Source organism: Clostridium sp. JS66, from assembly GCF_033561535.1.
Lineage (GTDB): Bacteria > Bacillota > Clostridia > Clostridiales > Clostridiaceae > Clostridium_AM > Clostridium_AM carboxidivorans.
The window spans coordinates 997,467-1,013,664 of the sequence record NZ_CP131467.1 but is presented as its reverse complement, the minus strand read 5'-3'; the positions used below and the strand labels follow the sequence as shown (position 1 = coordinate 1,013,664).

The 16,198-nt window shown below is 27.5% G+C and carries 18 protein-coding genes and 3 pseudogenes; 1 reads left to right on the top strand and 20 read right to left on the bottom strand.

Annotated elements, in window-relative coordinates; genetic code table 11:
• Positions 1 to 75: 75 nt before the first annotated feature.
• From Q6H37_RS04695 to Q6H37_RS04605, 20 genes and pseudogenes are all read right to left on the bottom strand, one after another.
• Positions 76 to 615, bottom strand: a complete 540-nt coding sequence (locus Q6H37_RS04695; RefSeq protein WP_318739528.1) for a sigma-70 family RNA polymerase sigma factor — start codon at positions 613 to 615, stop codon at positions 76 to 78.
• 5 nt (positions 616 to 620) lie between these two features.
• Entirely contained in the window at positions 621 to 797 is a 177-nt protein-coding gene (locus Q6H37_RS04690; protein WP_412523907.1) for a YvrJ family protein, read from the bottom strand.
• 141 nt (positions 798 to 938) lie between these two features.
• On the bottom strand, positions 939 to 1,157 hold the full coding sequence (locus Q6H37_RS04685) for a DUF2922 domain-containing protein (RefSeq protein WP_318739524.1): 219 nt from the start codon (positions 1,155 to 1,157) through the stop codon (positions 939 to 941).
• Between the two features lie 44 nt (positions 1,158 to 1,201).
• Positions 1,202 to 1,426 (bottom strand): DUF1659 domain-containing protein, encoded by a 225-nt coding sequence (locus tag Q6H37_RS04680; RefSeq protein WP_318739522.1) that lies wholly within the window; start codon positions 1,424 to 1,426, stop codon positions 1,202 to 1,204.
• Positions 1,427 to 2,060: 634 nt separating this feature from the next.
• A complete protein-coding gene (locus Q6H37_RS04675; protein ID WP_318739520.1) occupies positions 2,061 to 2,723 on the bottom strand; it encodes a hypothetical protein in 663 nt (220 codons plus the stop codon).
• Between the two features lie 90 nt (positions 2,724 to 2,813).
• The gene (locus Q6H37_RS04670) at positions 2,814 to 3,188 is read right to left on the bottom strand and encodes a DUF6262 family protein (RefSeq protein WP_318736958.1); all 375 of its coding nucleotides are present in this window, start codon (positions 3,186 to 3,188) and stop codon (positions 2,814 to 2,816) included.
• Positions 3,188 to 5,142: pseudogene (locus Q6H37_RS04665) on the bottom strand (tyrosine-type recombinase/integrase). The gene Q6H37_RS04670 and the pseudogene Q6H37_RS04665 overlap by 1 nt, the downstream one beginning before the upstream one ends.
• A 1-nt stretch (position 5,143) precedes the next feature.
• Complete coding sequence (locus Q6H37_RS04660; protein ID WP_318736961.1) at positions 5,144 to 6,271, bottom strand: tyrosine-type recombinase/integrase; 1,128 nt, start codon at positions 6,269 to 6,271, stop codon at positions 5,144 to 5,146.
• A gap of 157 nt (positions 6,272 to 6,428) precedes the next feature.
• On the bottom strand, positions 6,429 to 7,106 hold the full coding sequence (locus Q6H37_RS04655) for an ABC transporter ATP-binding protein (protein ID WP_318739518.1): 678 nt from the start codon (positions 7,104 to 7,106) through the stop codon (positions 6,429 to 6,431).
• Between the two features lie 200 nt (positions 7,107 to 7,306).
• Positions 7,307 to 7,435 (bottom strand): hypothetical protein, encoded by a 129-nt coding sequence (locus Q6H37_RS04650; RefSeq protein WP_318739516.1) that lies wholly within the window; start codon positions 7,433 to 7,435, stop codon positions 7,307 to 7,309.
• Between the two features lie 263 nt (positions 7,436 to 7,698).
• Positions 7,699 to 8,325 carry a type 1 glutamine amidotransferase family protein gene (locus Q6H37_RS04645; RefSeq protein ID WP_318739514.1) on the bottom strand — a complete coding sequence of 209 codons (627 nt, stop codon included), beginning with the start codon at positions 8,323 to 8,325 and terminating at the stop codon, positions 7,699 to 7,701.
• Between the two features lie 100 nt (positions 8,326 to 8,425).
• Entirely contained in the window at positions 8,426 to 9,388 is a 963-nt protein-coding gene (locus Q6H37_RS04640; RefSeq protein ID WP_318742922.1) for a YafY family protein, read from the bottom strand.
• A 536-nt stretch (positions 9,389 to 9,924) separates the two neighbouring features.
• Positions 9,925 to 10,884, bottom strand: coding sequence for an alpha/beta hydrolase (locus Q6H37_RS04635; RefSeq protein WP_318739512.1), 960 nt, complete (start codon positions 10,882 to 10,884; stop codon positions 9,925 to 9,927).
• A 43-nt stretch (positions 10,885 to 10,927) separates the two neighbouring features.
• Complete coding sequence (locus Q6H37_RS04630; protein WP_318739510.1) at positions 10,928 to 11,476, bottom strand: MarR family winged helix-turn-helix transcriptional regulator; 549 nt, start codon at positions 11,474 to 11,476, stop codon at positions 10,928 to 10,930.
• 761 nt (positions 11,477 to 12,237) lie between these two features.
• A complete protein-coding gene (locus Q6H37_RS04625) occupies positions 12,238 to 12,711 on the bottom strand; it encodes a hypothetical protein (protein ID WP_318739508.1) in 474 nt (157 codons plus the stop codon).
• Positions 12,712 to 13,058: 347 nt separating this feature from the next.
• Positions 13,059 to 13,562, bottom strand: coding sequence for an HTH domain-containing protein (locus Q6H37_RS04620; protein WP_318739506.1), 504 nt, complete (start codon positions 13,560 to 13,562; stop codon positions 13,059 to 13,061).
• A 56-nt stretch (positions 13,563 to 13,618) separates the two neighbouring features.
• Complete coding sequence (locus Q6H37_RS04615; RefSeq protein WP_318739504.1) at positions 13,619 to 13,810, bottom strand: hypothetical protein; 192 nt, start codon at positions 13,808 to 13,810, stop codon at positions 13,619 to 13,621.
• Positions 13,811 to 14,048: 238 nt separating this feature from the next.
• Positions 14,049 to 14,870, bottom strand: coding sequence for an FtsX-like permease family protein (locus tag Q6H37_RS04610; RefSeq protein ID WP_318739502.1), 822 nt, complete (start codon positions 14,868 to 14,870; stop codon positions 14,049 to 14,051).
• A gap of 26 nt (positions 14,871 to 14,896) precedes the next feature.
• Positions 14,897 to 15,070, bottom strand: a pseudogene (locus Q6H37_RS29510) (hypothetical protein); the annotation flags it as partial.
• Between the two features lie 180 nt (positions 15,071 to 15,250).
• Positions 15,251 to 15,387: pseudogene (locus Q6H37_RS04605) on the bottom strand (IS1595 family transposase); the annotation flags it as partial.
• Positions 15,388 to 15,670: 283 nt separating this feature from the next.
• On the opposite strand from Q6H37_RS04605, the gene Q6H37_RS04600 reads away from it, so the two are divergent.
• On the top strand, positions 15,671 to 16,084 hold the full coding sequence (locus tag Q6H37_RS04600; RefSeq protein ID WP_318739500.1) for a hypothetical protein: 414 nt from the start codon (positions 15,671 to 15,673) through the stop codon (positions 16,082 to 16,084).
• Positions 16,085 to 16,198: the final 114 nt, after the last annotated feature.

Sequence of the window (16,198 nt, the reverse complement as noted above, 5' to 3'; positions counted from 1 at the left end):
TATTACAAATAAAAATAAAGTGTATCCATCTTAAATTATCAATAGATACACTTTATCTTTACCATTATTGCAAGCTTAATTATTTAAGTAATTTCTCAACTTTCTAAGTGCTTCTCTTCTCAGCTTAATAGCCCTCCTGTAATTTATACCACAGTCTGCTGCAGCTTTCCTTAAAGTAGTACCTTTTATATATACACTTTCAATAATACTTTTTTCCGTACCCTGAAGCTTGTACAAAGCTTCTTTAAGTTTTGCTGATTCCTCATATGCAATTACTTCATCTTCAAGAGTAAAATCATAGGCTTCAAGATTAATAGCATTTTCATCTTGAATTTCTCTATAGTGTTTTATCTGTCCTTTTAAAAGTGCCTTGAAATTATTTATAACTGCATTTGTGCAGTATGTAGTAAAAGATCCTCTGCCAGTATTATAAAGATGTACTGATTTTATTATAGAAAGATATCCATGCTGAACTAAATCCTCAAAGTCATAAGATGGTATGCTGTACTTAGATGCCTGTTTAATTACAAAATACTTAAACTTTCCTATGATTTCATCCACTGCAGCTCTGTCTCCACTCTTAGCTTCTTTAACAAGTTCCTCTATGATAAACACCACCTTTATTTACTATTACTATTGTTCTTAGTGTCATTGATAACATTAGAAAGATTATTTATACTCTGGGTAAGTATTTCCATTTTACCTTCAATTCTTACTAGAAGGTATATAGATACTGCAATAGGAAAACCCACATTTCCAATCAAATTTACCAAATCTCCCAAAACGATTACCTCCATATTCTTTAATATACAATGGACAATCAATGTTGATTATCATTACAAAAATCAACATCAATTGTCCATCTACAACAGCAAATTTTAAGTTTTAGGTATATATAAAATAACCTGCTGATTAGCTATTTTTACGAATAACTCTAACTATTTAACTTCTAAGCTAGTTTTATTTCTGTCAATTATATGTGCAGAATCTATTGATTTTAAATCTCCACCTGATGAGAAAAATATATTCTTAGCTATTATTACCCCCATAGCAGCTTTAACCTCGGCCTCTGTTAAATCTTCCTTTACATTATTTACGGTTATGGAAGCTTTCTTCCCTTCATCAGTTAAAAAACTCATTGATAATGATTTTGCCATTTAAACATCCCCTCCTTTTAATTTTCAATTGCAGCACTTGATTTTTAAGCGTTTGTTATTCCATTCTGATCAACTCTTATAAGCTCATTCAAAGTTTTTCCAAGAAGAGTTTCAATTGATTTTGCCACATCAAAAACGTCCTGATCCACTGCTGAAGTCTTAACCTTTGAAAAATTTAGTTTCTTAATTTTATCCTTTCCATTTTTGTCTGTTCCATCTTTGTATTTAAGAATCATTGAACTTTCAAGCTTTGTTGATTTTGCAGCCATATATATCAACCCCTTTCACTTAATATATATACCTTACTTTAGAAAATGGTCATGCCTAAAAATAATATTCTTCAAGAGAACTTTTCCAGAGGACACTGAAGGTGAGTTTTTTTAAATTAAAGATTTTTCGTAGTGAAGCGGAGAAAAATCCTCTGTCAATTGTCCTTTGTCCTTTGAAAAGGTTGCATCGCATAATTTTCAAATTACTCATAAATTATTTAAGCATTTTCTCAACTTAATAGCCTTTCTATAACTTATAACACATCAAGCTGCTGCTTTTTTAAAGTAATGCCGTTAATACACAAGGATTATCTTTTAACCAATTATTATTTTTGCTTTGGAGAATCTTATCGACTGCCACCCTAAAGGAATACTCCATGACTGCAGCTAATAAATTTACCCAAAGCTTCCTTAACTTTGATAAATAAACCTCAATAATATAATTTCTTTTAAGCTCTATTAATTAATCGGAAGAAAATTTAAAATTTACAATAAGTACACTTTATTTTTGTATTGCAACGCAAAAACGCTGTAGAATTCAACTTTGAATAATACAGTGTTTAGGTAAATTGTTCATTTTTTCAGTTGTTACGCTAAATAAGAAATTTACAAATTTATGGATTAAATTAATATCTCAATTAAAAATAAAAGATTTTCTATTTTTCAAAATCCAAACATCTATAAAGGTTGAAATTATACATATACTAATTAAGCAACAAAATGTAATAAATATACTGAATCCGAAAGTCTTACTAATTTCATATATTATAATAGCTAAAACAAACATAAAAATTCCACTTATAATAGGAGCCACTTTTTCATCTGGAAAAAGCAAAGTACTTAACATACTAATAGAACAACCAGCATATGAAATAATAATAGATAACAATAATACTAAATCATTTATTTCAACCCTATCTGCTGGGTTTATAAATAATAAGCCAAATTTCAAACATACTATTGAGAATATAGAAAGGACATATCCTATGATTGCAGGTAATAATATTTTACCTAATACAATTGAAAATATAGATACTTTAGAGCATAGTAAAACTTCTAATGTTTTTTCTTTTTTTTCTTTCAAAACAGAATAAAAACCGAGTTGACCACTTATAACAAATGATACAACTAAAGGAAAAAAGATAGCTAATGTGTTTTTAGGTAATAAGCTATGAGGGCATTTAAATAATAGTATAAGTGGCAAAAATGACACTATAAAAATCATGATTAATTCTTTTTTACCCATAGATTTAATTTCCCAGTATTCCTTTTGCATAATACACAAAATTTCACTCATTCGATCACTCCTTGTAATATCTCGTGTAGCATAGACTACACGAATTCATTTTACTTGTTTTGTACACTGATTACATATAAACAATGTACTCTATATTTTTTCATATAATTTTCCTCTAAGAACCTCTAATTGCTCTTTGAGTTTTCTGTTCTCTTCTTGAAGTTCTTTTATCTTTTTATCTTTAGCCATTATGATAATATCTTTTGATTTATCAGTTTTATCATATTTAAGTTTTTGCCTTATAACTTTTTCCGTCTGTTTATCTCTAAGTTCTTCAATTCTTTGTTTAATTTCAGCGTTGTTATATAAAAAAGTTTTAGATACACCACTTAAATTACAGACACTATTAAAGTTAACTTTTTTGCTTTTCAAAGAAAGTTCTCTAATAGCTTTATCAACCTTTTCTAAAGTAATTTTGGTTTTTTCTTCAGCATATTTCTTTAATCCTTTTGTACTCCCTGCCATTATAAAACTTCCTCCCTTGACTTACCGTTCTTATGAACAATTTTCTGTTCTTTAACTCTCAATAAAGTATCTTCTAACAGTTTTAAATATGTTTTATTCTTCTCTGCCCAAAGTTCTCTACCACATCTTTCACTAACTTCTATTTGCTTTTTAGTATGTTCAATTTCCTCTTCATATTCTGGTATATTTTCAACTGTAGTACAGAAACTAGCACAAGTTAAACAATGATTCATTTGTTGTTTACAAAGCAATTTAGAAGGTTTAAAACATACTCCGAAAGGTACTCTTACAGCATCTAGATTCTTTTTAACGTATTCATATCTTATAAGATTTTCACCATCATCTGAGTTTAAATCTATTTGTTCAAGTTTATTGGTTTCAGTGTTAACCCTAAATAGGTCTAAATCCTCTGTATTCTTCCATTTCTCGTAGAGAGTATTTTCAGTCACAGTGGCATAATGAACAGTCATTTGAAGACTTTGATGTCCTAATATTTGCTGTATGATACTGATACCCATACCTTGTTCTACATACTCCTTAGCTCTTGTATGCCTTAATGAATGAAGTCTAAAATGATATAATTCACCATTAATATCTCTAATATCTTTTTGTTTAATAAGTTTTTTTATTGTATATAATAAATTTGATTTTGCTAATGGTTTGCCTTTTAACTTGCCTTTATAAGTATTAAATAAATACTTCTTAGGATTATTTTCTTCTGTACTTAATTCTTTAGCTTTAACAATAGCCTTCTGAACCATTTCAGCAACCTTATTCCTAATAGGAATTTTAAGTTGTGATATACCTGTCTTAGTTATTTCACCACAAAGATAATAATTGTATTTTTCTTCCTTTTTATTCCATATTTTCTCTAAGCAGTTATGATATTTAAGATTTAATATATCAGTACCACGCCAACCTGTTTCTCTAAGAAGAATATAGATAGGTATATATTGTGGTCTATCTAAATCCATAATATTGTCATCTAACTGCTTTAAAATAGGCTCTGGAACGAATTTAACTCTTCTCATTTCATCTTGTACAAATTCTCTTCTTGGAATATCATCTTGAAATATTAAAAATGATACTTCTTTTTTGGGAGCTTTATCATATTGTGCCATTTGAATATATTCTAAAAATGTTCTTACAAAGCTTACATACTTTGAATTTTCTGTTATATTTTTACCTTTTCTATTGTTGCCTATATAGTACAAATATTTTTCTATATCGTTTCTATTTAAATTTTCAATAAAACCATCACCATAATCACTGGAATAAAAATAATTGAAGAAGTAGCTTAAATATTTTTCTGTGTTATAACAAGTCATCCAACTTTTTTTAGTAATAATGGTTCTGAAATACTTTTTTACAGTTTCTCTATAATACATGGGTATATAACTAAAATTAATTGCATTATAATTACTATGACTTGCGCCACTTGCAGGGATTTTAGCACCTTTAATATTCTTTGAATACCATATATCTTTCTCAATTTCTTCTCTGTCATCATAGAAATCTTCAATAAAATCTACTAAATATTCTATAAATCCAACATATTTATTTCCAAATTTATTAGTTTTTAAATTCTTTGAATTTAAAAATAATATCCATTTCCTTTTTAACTTTTCTTTATTTGCACCAAGTAGTGATTGTTCAGTATAAAAATCAGAAAATATCTTTATCACTGGATTTAAATTTCTCATATGATGATGAGAAATAAGTTTATTTTTAAATGAATATATAAAGTAATATTTTACTTCATTTATTAATGTTTTATTTTAATACTTGAAAAATCTATATATCTAGCACTTTGAGATTTTTTACCAACAAAAAACTTTTCTTCTAAGTCCCATTTGTCATTTTCTAACCAATATCCATTGTTCTGTTGTAAATACTCAATTATTTCATTATATTTACTTTGTTGATTACTTTTTATAAGTTGTAAATTATCCACTTTACTCTTCTCCTTCGTTATAAATATCTAAATCCAAATTAGGTTGAGTTTTATTAAACTCTTCCGTTATTTCTTTATCCGAAGGATGTATATAAGTATTCATAGTAGTATAAATATTTTTATGGCCGGCTCTTATTCTTAATAATTCTGGTTGCCAATTGGCCATTCTAAGAGTAGTTAATGATGTATGTCTGAACATATGTGGTGTAACATATATTCCTGTTTTCTTTTTAAGATTCCTAAATAAATTATCTACATCCGTATAATTCATAGCTTTATTTTTATTTTGTCCATTTATCTTTATGAAAATATGATTAGTTTCTACTTCTTCATTATGATATTCAGCTATATATTCCATAAACATGTCGGCTAAATTTTGTGATATATCTATTCTACGAGGACTTGATACAGTCTTAATCTCTGCATTATTTTCAAGCTGTCCTCGATCTTTTAAATCAATTACCATATCACTTATATCAATATCTTCAATCCATAATGATAAGGCTTCGCCTATTCTCATTCCTGTTTCATAAAGCAATGATAATAAAAACCTGTCTCTTAAATTATTACAAGCTCTAACGAGCGTTTCTATTTCACTTTTAGTAAGTGTTTTTGGTTTACTATTAGGAACTTTTAATTTAAGAATATTACTGGTTACTTTTTTCTTACCATATGCTATTCCATATAAAAAACCTTTAAAGTTTCTGCTTGAACTTGTAACAAACTTTTTAAGTCTTTCAGATACATCATTACTGTATTCTTCATGCCTTAAAATATAATCATAGAACATCAATACAGTATCAACTATAATATTTACTGTTCTTGGACTTCTTGCAGTATCTACTGGTGTTGTAGGTATTACTTTTAAACTCTTATACGGATTTTGTAACCAATTAACAAACAATGATAAATCATCAATAGTGACCTTCTGAAAATCTAAATTATTCTGCTCCAAATATTCAAAGTATAACTTTAAGTGTTGGCAATACATTCTTAAAGTATTTCTTGCATAGTTAGTATTATCCTTAAACCTAATAAATTTCAAAATAGACTCTACTGGTGATCCATTATTATATGCTACAAAATACCTCTCTTTATCATCTTCTGTCTTTACTTTTACTACATCCATTATTTTATGTATCCTCCTATATTTCGATTAATCTCTACATATAGTTTACTATAATTACTATAAAATATACAACAATATATTTAGTAATCACTGTTCTATTCTCATATAAAAGTAATACATAAAATACTATAAATACTATTTAATTATCTACACTATATTACTCGACATTACTATTAGTATATTTTAAATATATACCTTCTATATTTGTATTAACATTTATAGAATTTTCATAAACTAAATTTCCACTTTGAATAATGGATATATAATTACATGCCTTTGAAATAAAATTTAAATCTTGACTACTTAATAATATAGTAACTCCATTTTGATTAATTTTTTTCAACATATTTACTACAATATTTAAACTTTCAGGGTCTATTCCATTTGTAGGTTCATCTAATATCAATATTTTAGGATTAGCTATTAATGCACATGCCAATGCTAATCTTTTTTTCATACCAGTTGACCATTTTAAAACTGATTCATTAGATCTTTTAAAAATATGTAATTGTTTCAAAAGTAAATTTGCTTCAGTATTAAATACATCTGGAGATACCTTAAAGATTTTTGCTCTAAATTCAATGTTTTGAAATGCAGTTAATTTTTCATATAATCCATTATCTGTAGGCATATAGGATATATCATTAGTGCCTAATAAAATTTTTCCTTTTTGAGGTTTTAATAATCCTAATGTTAGTCTAAATAATGTTGTTTTACCAGCACCATTATGTCCCAATATTCCATGTATATCTCTTTCTTTTACATGTAAGTTTAAATTATTTATTACAACATTGTTTTTAGAATATTGGAAACTAATGTTTTTGTAAGTTATCATAACTGCCTCCTTTTAATTCGTATAAATTTACAACTGCGATTTAATTATTATGAAAATTATACCATAACATCTATATATTTTCATTGTTTTACAGGAAGCATAGAAATTTTAACACTGCACTATTCCATTTTCAAAGATCATTGTTCGTATCTTTATATTCAAAAGTTACGTCACATTTATTTCAAACTGCGAAAGTTGAGTTATATATCCTTTCTACCCTTGTCACTTTCATTAATGTTTCTACTTTTTCTTATGCATTTTGAAAACATACAAAAAATATGATTTTTATCTACTTTGTCACTCCAAACACATGATTTACACTTTTTCATAATTCCTCCAACAATAATCAAAAGGCCCAGAACATAAGTCTGAAGCCTTAATTTTTTGTAATAAAAAAGCCCCAAGAGTTTTATCTCTCAAGGCTGTTTTTCTCTATTTATAACTTTCTACATTTTATATTATAGCATTGTTTTTACGATACATTCAATGGACACCCTTGGTCTTTCTTCTAACCGTTGTCTTACACACTACTAACTTTTTATTTTTAGGCTCTGTTTTAATATAGTAGCTATCTTACCCACTTTAAGCCATTTTATTGAATTGAGTTCATAAGCTTAAAGAAATATTTTGGCTCTTGGGTTTTATAAAGATTGTACCAGGAATCTAGGGTTTCTGGTAAGAATATATCTAGAATTTTCAATATATGCAAAGCAAACTCAAGAGGAGCTATTCCAGAAGCAGTAATCAAACTTCCATCGGTTACTGCACATTCCTGCTTATAATACATCTCTCCATCATAGTTTGGACAGACCATTTTAAGATACCCTAGGTCATTGCTTGTATGAGCTCGTTTATCCAATACTCCCCCCATAGCAAGTCCTATTGTAGCACCACAAATTGCCCCTACAACAATACCTTTCTCTAAATATTTTTCAGCCATTCTTATAATAGGAGTATGAATTGCTTCTGTCCATGTATTCCCACCAGGTAGAATCAAAGCAGCAGCATCTTTAACACTACACTCCTTAAGTTCAATTTCTGGCAATATTGTAAGACCTCCCATTGTAGTAATAGGTGTCTTAGTAATTCCTACAGTTACTACTTTTAGAGGCATTAATCCCTTTTTGTAGTACCTTCCTGAATTGATTTCAGCGCTTAAATAACCTATTTCCCAGTCTGCCATTGTATCAAATACATAAAGATATACTATATTCTTCATTTTCTATTCCTCCACATTCATTTCATTGTTGCTATTTGTTACAGAATGGTCTCAAACTCCATCTCGATCTATTATATATTATCTTCACTGACAAACTCAGTCAGTGAAGATAATGGTCCATCAAATCTTTAAGAATTGCTACCATAGCATCTTTAAAACTATTTGGTTCAAGTACCTTTATTGATTTACCATATGGAAGTAGAATATGAGGAACATAAGTAAGGATTGAGTTTTCATCCATTAAAAAATTAGCTCTACATTCAGTTCGTTCTATCTGATGATATCCTAAAAACCAATGTGCACAAAGGTCATTCAATGCTTCTGATTTGCCCTCAATTACTAAAGTGCAAAGGCCTACTTTGCTTTCCACATCCGATAATAAGTTTTTTGTAAAAAACTCACGTGCCGAAAAAGCTTCAGGACGCTTAAATGTATTTTTAGTGCTTATAATATTCACTATTCTATCTACCCTAAAGCTGCGAATTTCATTTCTAAGATGGCAAAATGCAATAACATACCATTTATCGTTCCAGTAAAGCATCCCATAGGGGTCAACAACCCTATGCTTAGGATGACCTTCATAACCTGTACAGTATTCAATTTCCACAGAACATTCATTAGCAACAGCTTGCTCAATTTCCATTAATATAGGTTTCACAGCTGGATCACAAATACGGCTCACTACTTCAAATCCGACTAAATGACGATTGAGAACTTTTTCTTGTTCTTGATTCGAGAACATCTTTAACTTTGATGTTGCACTATTTAGTGCTTCCGTAAAAGGATATCCTGCTTCCATTGCAAAAGTGGCAGCATGCAAAAGTGATTTCTTCTCTTCAAGATCAAAAAACAGGGGTGCTCGGATAAAATTGTTAAGCAAACTATATCCGCCGTTATGACCAGGCTCCGATATTATTGGCACTCCACTAACACACAGTGCATCCATATAACGATAAACTGACCTTATGTTTATTTCTAACCTTTCGGATATTTGCTTTGCAGTTATTTTTTTACCTGAATTCAGCATCCATAAAATTGCTAGCATATTATCATTTTTTGGCATAATGCGCCCCACTTCCCTAGATTTTTAATAGTATCATTTATAAATAAATGTAATGCACCTCATTGCCAAGACATATTTTTCTCATATTTAAGTTAGTATCTTTAACACCCTTTGTTTGTTAAATGGAATCAATGAGGACAGTTCTTTTTCTTCATAATATATAAACTAATACTAACTATAGTTAAGTCGTCATAAATTACTATTTTTACTTAATTAATAATAATCATATCATATTTACATAATCTCAGATGGTTATTGTTACAATAAATGTAAGTCGATTTTGCTTTTTAACATCGCATTATTCGATTTTCAAAGAACATCGTTTGTATTTTCATATTCATAAGTTACGTCGCTTTGTTTTCAGAAAGAGTATATATCGTAAATTTAAAATAGATACAAATAGTCTTTGAAATGCGACGCAAAAACACCACATAATTCAACTTTGAATAATGCAGTGTTTTTTCAGTTGTTGCGTCAAATAAGAAGATTGTGTCACATGAAAAATTACATTTTTATATTACTGTTATAGATCTACTTTAGTTTTTCTCTTTGTTACTAATGTCTACCAAAGCATCAAAAAATAAGTTAGGTTGATCTATCATTGTCATATGTCCAGCACCAGGTATTAAATATAATTTTTTATGTGGTGCATTAATTTTTTTAAAGTATTCTTCGGCAATAACATGAGGGGTTTGCCAATCATTTTCGCCTAGAATATAATAAATTGGTACTCTATACTCTGCTGATTCTGATCTTATATCAAATTTACTCCAAAACTCTATTACTTTTTCGTTTGGTTTATCCATTTTTATCAATGCAGAAATATCCGATAACTTAAAAATAGGACTTTTAATTAAACCTATAATTGCAGAAAAATTCCCATTAGCAGCCAAATTATATTTACCTTGAACTGCACGCAGTTTCTCAGATTTTTTCTTAAAGGCAATACCATGATTATCACCTGGATAATCACCTAAAGCTTCAAGCTCTTTTAGAGATTTTTTATCATTAGCTTGCAAAGCTAATTCTTTAACTTTTTCGTAGCCAACACGTTCATTTTCAAACATACTTATAACTTGCCCAGTTCCAATATAATAAGCTACTTCTTCTGGATATTTTTTTATAAATATGCTTCCTAAAACAGTTCCCCAGGAATGCCCAAATATAATTATCTTTTGTTTACTATATTTTCTTTTTAGGTATTGAACAATTTCAAATAAATCCTTTAGCATTAAATCAACTGTAATACATTTATCTGGATTTTTAGTTAACGTTTTTCCCGCTCCACGCTGATCCCAGTGAACTACTGTAAAAATTTCTTCCCATTTTTCTTGAAAAATATGTGAAAGTGTTGATTCTGCGAAACCTGGTCCGCCGTGTAAAAACAACATTACTGGATTATCATAGTTTGTACCAGCATGAAATAGATATTGCTCTATACCATTAATGCGTACATATTCCTCAAAATAAATTAATCTATTGGGCTTATTTTTCATAATTCTAATTCTCCTTCTATCACTATAAAAAAATTACCGTTTTTTACTTCCCCTCATTTCTTATTCTTTCAAATTCATTTAATGCTTTTGTTTGAGCATCACTTTGAATTTGATCAATTTTATATTGTACTTCTTCTTCAAAACCATCCTGCTCTTCACCATCAAACCTATATAATTTCTTTAATAAATTCCACAGCGTTTCCATTTCTTCAATTGAAAAATCTTTAGAAATATCCGCAAAAAACTTTATTGATGTTTCATCACATTCTTTGATAACTTGTTTTCCAGCCTCTGTAATTTTAATGTTGACTGCACGCTTATCAAGCTGACTAGGTACAGTAGTAACATAACCTTTATTTTCTATAATAGTTATCAACTTTTTCAGGCTCTGTTTAGTTGTACCTAATTTTCTAGCAATATTATTAATGGTTGTTTTATTTTCTGGCAAATGAAGAATTGCTGCAATAACCATAAACTGCCTACTTGTTAAATGTTCAAAATATCCATCGCCTTTTATTTGAAGCTTATTGGTAAGAGAAAAAGTTGTTACGTAAATTTGCTGTATTAAAAATAGTGCTCTGTGATTATCCATAGACATCTCCTTTCATTTAGACACCATGATGTCTAAATGAAATATTAACATATTGCCAAAAATTTATCAACATGCTGCCTATTGTTTCTTTAAATAACTTTTTGTTTTAAGAAGAAACTTTTATTGAAAACATTCTTATTAAAACAAAAAGAAAAAGGAGAACGTCATCCATCTGGACTTGGTTCTCCTCCATTATCTACATACATTATATCTTACTTATTAATCACAACTTCTTACGATTAGAACTCATAATCTTACCATTACATCACAACATAAAAAATTTGCTCATATTAAGTTCCTTCTAATTTCTTAGATAAATTTACTATTTATTTAATTGTTTTACATATTTCATATGTCACATTATCTTACCATTGTGTCTTAACTACTTGTAATTATATCATTTTTCATCAGCTAGTTCTAAATAATCTATAGCTGAATGAGGGCTTTCATACCATTTTTTCACCGCATTATTCAATTTTCGAAGACCATCGTTCGTATTTCCATTTTTCAGCAGTTACGTCGTATTTTTTTCAGAAAGAGTATATATCGTAAATTTAAAATAGATACAAATAGTCTTTGTAATACGCCTTTATCTATTTATTTTTATATATAGATATTAAAATATAATTCTTGAAAAAATAACTAAAAACATCCCAAAATTCAAACATGAATAATGCGGTGTTCCAGTAGATTATTTGATTTTTATAGTTAAGTCAGTAAATATGAAAAATGTGTCACATTTCTTTAATCTCTAATTTAGATTATTCCTTTAATACACCCTGTTTTTCCATGTAATTGATAATTGTTTTAATATCATCTTCTTTTGCAACTGCAATATAATAGTGATTATCTATTTCAACTATAATATTGTTATGGGCATCTTTTTTATTATAAGGAATATATACTTGCATATTATCATAGAAAGTTGCGATTATAAATTTATCTGGTTTACCTTTTCTTGATTCACCTACAACAGTTAATGTATTTAAAACTTTATCCATCATTTCTTTTTGTTTAATATGTGCTTCTTTAATCCAACTTGCGTTACAATTATCTGTTTGTAGATTTGGAATTTCCCCTTTGCTCTTTTTAATAATTGAAATGATTTTTTCTTTAGTATCTTCACTTATTTTTAGATAACTATTTCCTACAATACCCAAATGCCTTGCATAAGTAAAAATCATTAAAGCCATTATAACAATTAAAGCAATTGTTATCTCTTTCTTTAACTTCAATTTAATCCCCCTCTAGTTTAATCCCCAATTATTTACAACTTCAACCTAAACATATAGAAATTATAACATGTTTGTAATATTATTACACAACAGTTTGCAATAAAGGAATAAGTACTTCTTTTTTTTCAAACACCGCATTATTTCATTTTCAAAGAACATTCATATATTTAGATTTATAGATTAATACATATAATTTTCAGAAAGAGTATATATCGTAAATTTAAAATAGATACAAATAATCTTTGTAGTGCGACGCAAAAACACCACAAAATTCATTCATGAATAATACGATGTCTCTACAAATTGTTCGTTTTTTCAGTTGTTGTGTCAAATATAAATATTGTAAATCAATTAGGTAATCTTTTAAATAAGTAATATAAAAATAAGCTTGCTACTGCTAACTTGTATTTTTTCTCAATGGAAATAGAACTAGTGTCATTTATAAAATTCTGAACATCCTCTAATTTAAGTTTTGCATATATCGCTAAAGTTTCATATTTAATTTCAAACTCACCTATTAGTATATCTATTACTCCTTTAATTCTGTCATCTTCACTTATCATCAATACCTCATCAGATAACATAGGAATTATATTTAATAAATATGTAGGGTTTGGGGTATTTGAATTATTATTCTCATTAAAATTCTTTAAATTTATAAAAAAGTCGAGGAAAATATTTTTTCCATCCATAAACTCTTTTAACAATATGTCATCTATTCCAGTTATTTTGCTCAAAGATTTTAGTTCAATTTTATAGTTTTTCATTAGATTCTGCATATCTTTCCTAATAATATCATCAATTTGATTTGGATTCTTACTTACACTTTGTCTTATAATTTCAATATCCATATATTTCCACCTTAACTTTCATAATATATTACAATTGTTCATAGATAAAAGAAAAACTAAAATTTATTATCTTTGTCTTCCTTATCCTCTAATTTATTTAAAATAACATCTATCTTCTTATCAATCTCTTCGTTTCTGGTGACTAAACTTTTAAAACCCTTTACTACTTTATATATGAATAATATGATTGCTATTAATATGACAAAATTAATAATAGTAATAATAATCCTACCATAATCTATCTCCAAGACACTCACCCTTTCCAATATATTATTTGTATAATAATATTTTACAACTAAGGTTTAATTATTATAAAAATTATACCACAACATCTATATATTTCCACCCGTACATTTATCTTGTATTTACAACTAATAGGTATATTATTAGAAAATTTTAATAAAAATAACCAAACTTAAATATTAAGTTTATATATTCCAAATGCGCTTAATTAAAACTTTATTTTAAATCTACAATTTGTGTTTTTTAATCTATTAAGAACTCTCTCATGACAAAAATAGTTCCCATAGCACTTATAATTATTCCAATAAGAATGAAGCTCCATGACATTATGGTAAGTATAAAATAAGGATTTATAGGGATAATAAACATTGTTGATAAATATGGATTTACTTGTTTATATATATAACTGTATAATAAATAAATTATTATTACTGCTAAAATTGAACCTAAAAATCCATTTATCATTTCTTCAAGAATAAATGACCATCTTATAAACCAATCTGTTGCACCAATATACTGCATTATACTAATCTCACTACGTCTTGGGTATATAGCAATCTTTATTGTATTTTTAATTAAGAAAAATGATACTACTATAAACATAATAAGAAGTATTGCTCCTACCAATTCACCTATTTTAGAAAGTACTAAAATTCTTCTTGGAACACTTTGCCCACCTTTAATTTTATTTACACCTTGTAATCCATTAATTTGAGAAATTATTTTTGGTATATCATCTGGTCCATTTGCTTTAATTATATATGATACTGATGTAGTAAAATTATTTTCAAGAGTAATATCAATTGCACCATTTATCTTCTTTATTTTATTATATATTTTTTGCTGTTCTTCAGCTTTTATATTATCTTTTAAAGTTACCTGCACTTCAAACTCAGAATATATTCCAATCATTCCTGCTTTAACATTTAACATGAATAATAAGAATAATTCTAAAATAAATAATGTTGAAGTAACTGTGACAACGGAAGAAACACTATTACTAGCATTTCTTCTAATACTTTTTAAAGCATTTATTAAAAATAAATTTAAATTACTAATCTTCATAAATTATTAATACCTCTTTTTCTGCCTTATCCTAACATTTGATTTAATCCACTGTAATCTTTAACTTTTATAACAATATTATGTTTATCAGCAAAATGTTTAACAATATCTATAGCTCTTTTATATGGACTCGACAAAACTATTTCTATGTTTTTATCAAAAAGATAATTTATAACAAGTTCACGGTCAACCAAGCCTTTTGAAGTTAGTTCACATGCAAATCATCATGGTTATTATAATTTGGTTCAGCATATCTTATAAAATATATTTCTGTTTGCATAGTAATTCTCTCCTTTATTACATAATAGATTACTATTGTTCATTAGATTACATTTTTTAACAACACTTATTATAACATAACTTACAAAATATCACATCTGCTATACATACATTGGTTCTCCATTTTTCAAATCCTTTATTTTGATATATGAATGTGTTACATTACTTTGAACCATAAAGTTCTTAGCCTTTATTATCTCTTTATCTGTATGAAATGTTTGAACCACTTAATATATTGGTTTAAGTGGCTTGAAATCTTTAACACAGAAAAAGATACTATAAAAATCAAAAAACTCTTGGTACGATCCCACACATTCCATATTGATACAAAATTAAAGGATTCTAGTGTTAGAGAGGCAATTTATATTTAACTTATGTAAATTGTTTGTAATTTTGTATTTATTTTATGTATAATTAAATAGATGATTAATTTGTATAAAATTACAAATATATTAATTATATTTATTTATAAGTTAAAGGATGTGATTGTTATTAAAAAGATGAGTACAAGGTATTTAATTATGTTAATTGCCTTCATGCTTATACTTACATCTTGTGGAATAAGCCAAACAAGCAGCAACAATAAAAAAATTGACATCTATAATACGGTTAAGGAGGCATTTCTTACTGATAAAGGATATTCTGATGAATTGTCAAAGCATATGTCAGAAGATGTATTTAAAAGGACTAACATTTATAAAGTATATCCAGTAAATAATCCTGAATATAAAAAGCCTTTCAAAGTAGACTTTAGTCTAAAGGAAGATTCACAAAGTGTAAAAAAAGATATAATTTATGTCAAAATGACATATTCAGTTAGCATAAAGGATTCTCAAAATAAAACAGTCGGAGGTTCATGGGATATACCAATAACATTTACTGTTAAGAAAACGGAAACTGGATGGTATATTATTGATAAACATGAACCGGCATAAATCACAAGATAGATTTTTAATTGGTAATAATATTCACGAAATGGAAATAAGAAAATTTTTTAATAAGTTCACTTAAAAAATGTTTTATTATGAACACTATTCTTTAACATAGCC

Excerpts from the sequence above, each read along its gene's own strand:
- Q6H37_RS04675 (WP_318739520.1), bottom strand. The coding sequence starts at position 2,723 with ATGAGTGAAATTTTGTGTATTATGCAAAAGGAATACTGGGAAATTAAA.
- Q6H37_RS04645 (WP_318739514.1), bottom strand. The coding sequence starts at position 8,325 with ATGAAGAATATAGTATATCTTTATGTATTTGATACAATGGCAGACTGG.
- Q6H37_RS04610 (WP_318739502.1), bottom strand. The coding sequence starts at position 14,870 with ATGAAGATTAGTAATTTAAATTTATTTTTAATAAATGCTTTAAAAAGT.
- Q6H37_RS04660 (WP_318736961.1), bottom strand. The coding sequence starts at position 6,271 with ATGGATGTAGTAAAAGTAAAGACAGAAGATGATAAAGAGAGGTATTTT.
- Q6H37_RS04620 (WP_318739506.1), bottom strand. The coding sequence starts at position 13,562 with ATGGATATTGAAATTATAAGACAAAGTGTAAGTAAGAATCCAAATCAA.
- Q6H37_RS04685 (WP_318739524.1), bottom strand. The coding sequence starts at position 1,157 with ATGGCAAAATCATTATCAATGAGTTTTTTAACTGATGAAGGGAAGAAA.
- Q6H37_RS04670 (WP_318736958.1), bottom strand. The coding sequence starts at position 3,188 with ATGGCAGGGAGTACAAAAGGATTAAAGAAATATGCTGAAGAAAAAACC.
- Q6H37_RS04680 (WP_318739522.1), bottom strand. The coding sequence starts at position 1,426 with ATGGCTGCAAAATCAACAAAGCTTGAAAGTTCAATGATTCTTAAATAC.
- Q6H37_RS04650 (WP_318739516.1), bottom strand. The coding sequence starts at position 7,435 with ATGAAAAAGTGTAAATCATGTGTTTGGAGTGACAAAGTAGATAAAAAT.
- Q6H37_RS04600 (WP_318739500.1), top strand. The coding sequence starts at position 15,671 with ATGTTAATTGCCTTCATGCTTATACTTACATCTTGTGGAATAAGCCAA.
- Q6H37_RS04640 (WP_318742922.1), bottom strand. The coding sequence starts at position 9,388 with ATGCCAAAAAATGATAATATGCTAGCAATTTTATGGATGCTGAATTCA.
- Q6H37_RS04690 (WP_412523907.1), bottom strand. The coding sequence starts at position 797 with ATGGAGGTAATCGTTTTGGGAGATTTGGTAAATTTGATTGGAAATGTG.
- Q6H37_RS04630 (WP_318739510.1), bottom strand. The coding sequence starts at position 11,476 with ATGGATAATCACAGAGCACTATTTTTAATACAGCAAATTTACGTAACA.
- Q6H37_RS04655 (WP_318739518.1), bottom strand. The coding sequence starts at position 7,106 with ATGATAACTTACAAAAACATTAGTTTCCAATATTCTAAAAACAATGTT.
- Q6H37_RS04635 (WP_318739512.1), bottom strand. The coding sequence starts at position 10,884 with ATGAAAAATAAGCCCAATAGATTAATTTATTTTGAGGAATATGTACGC.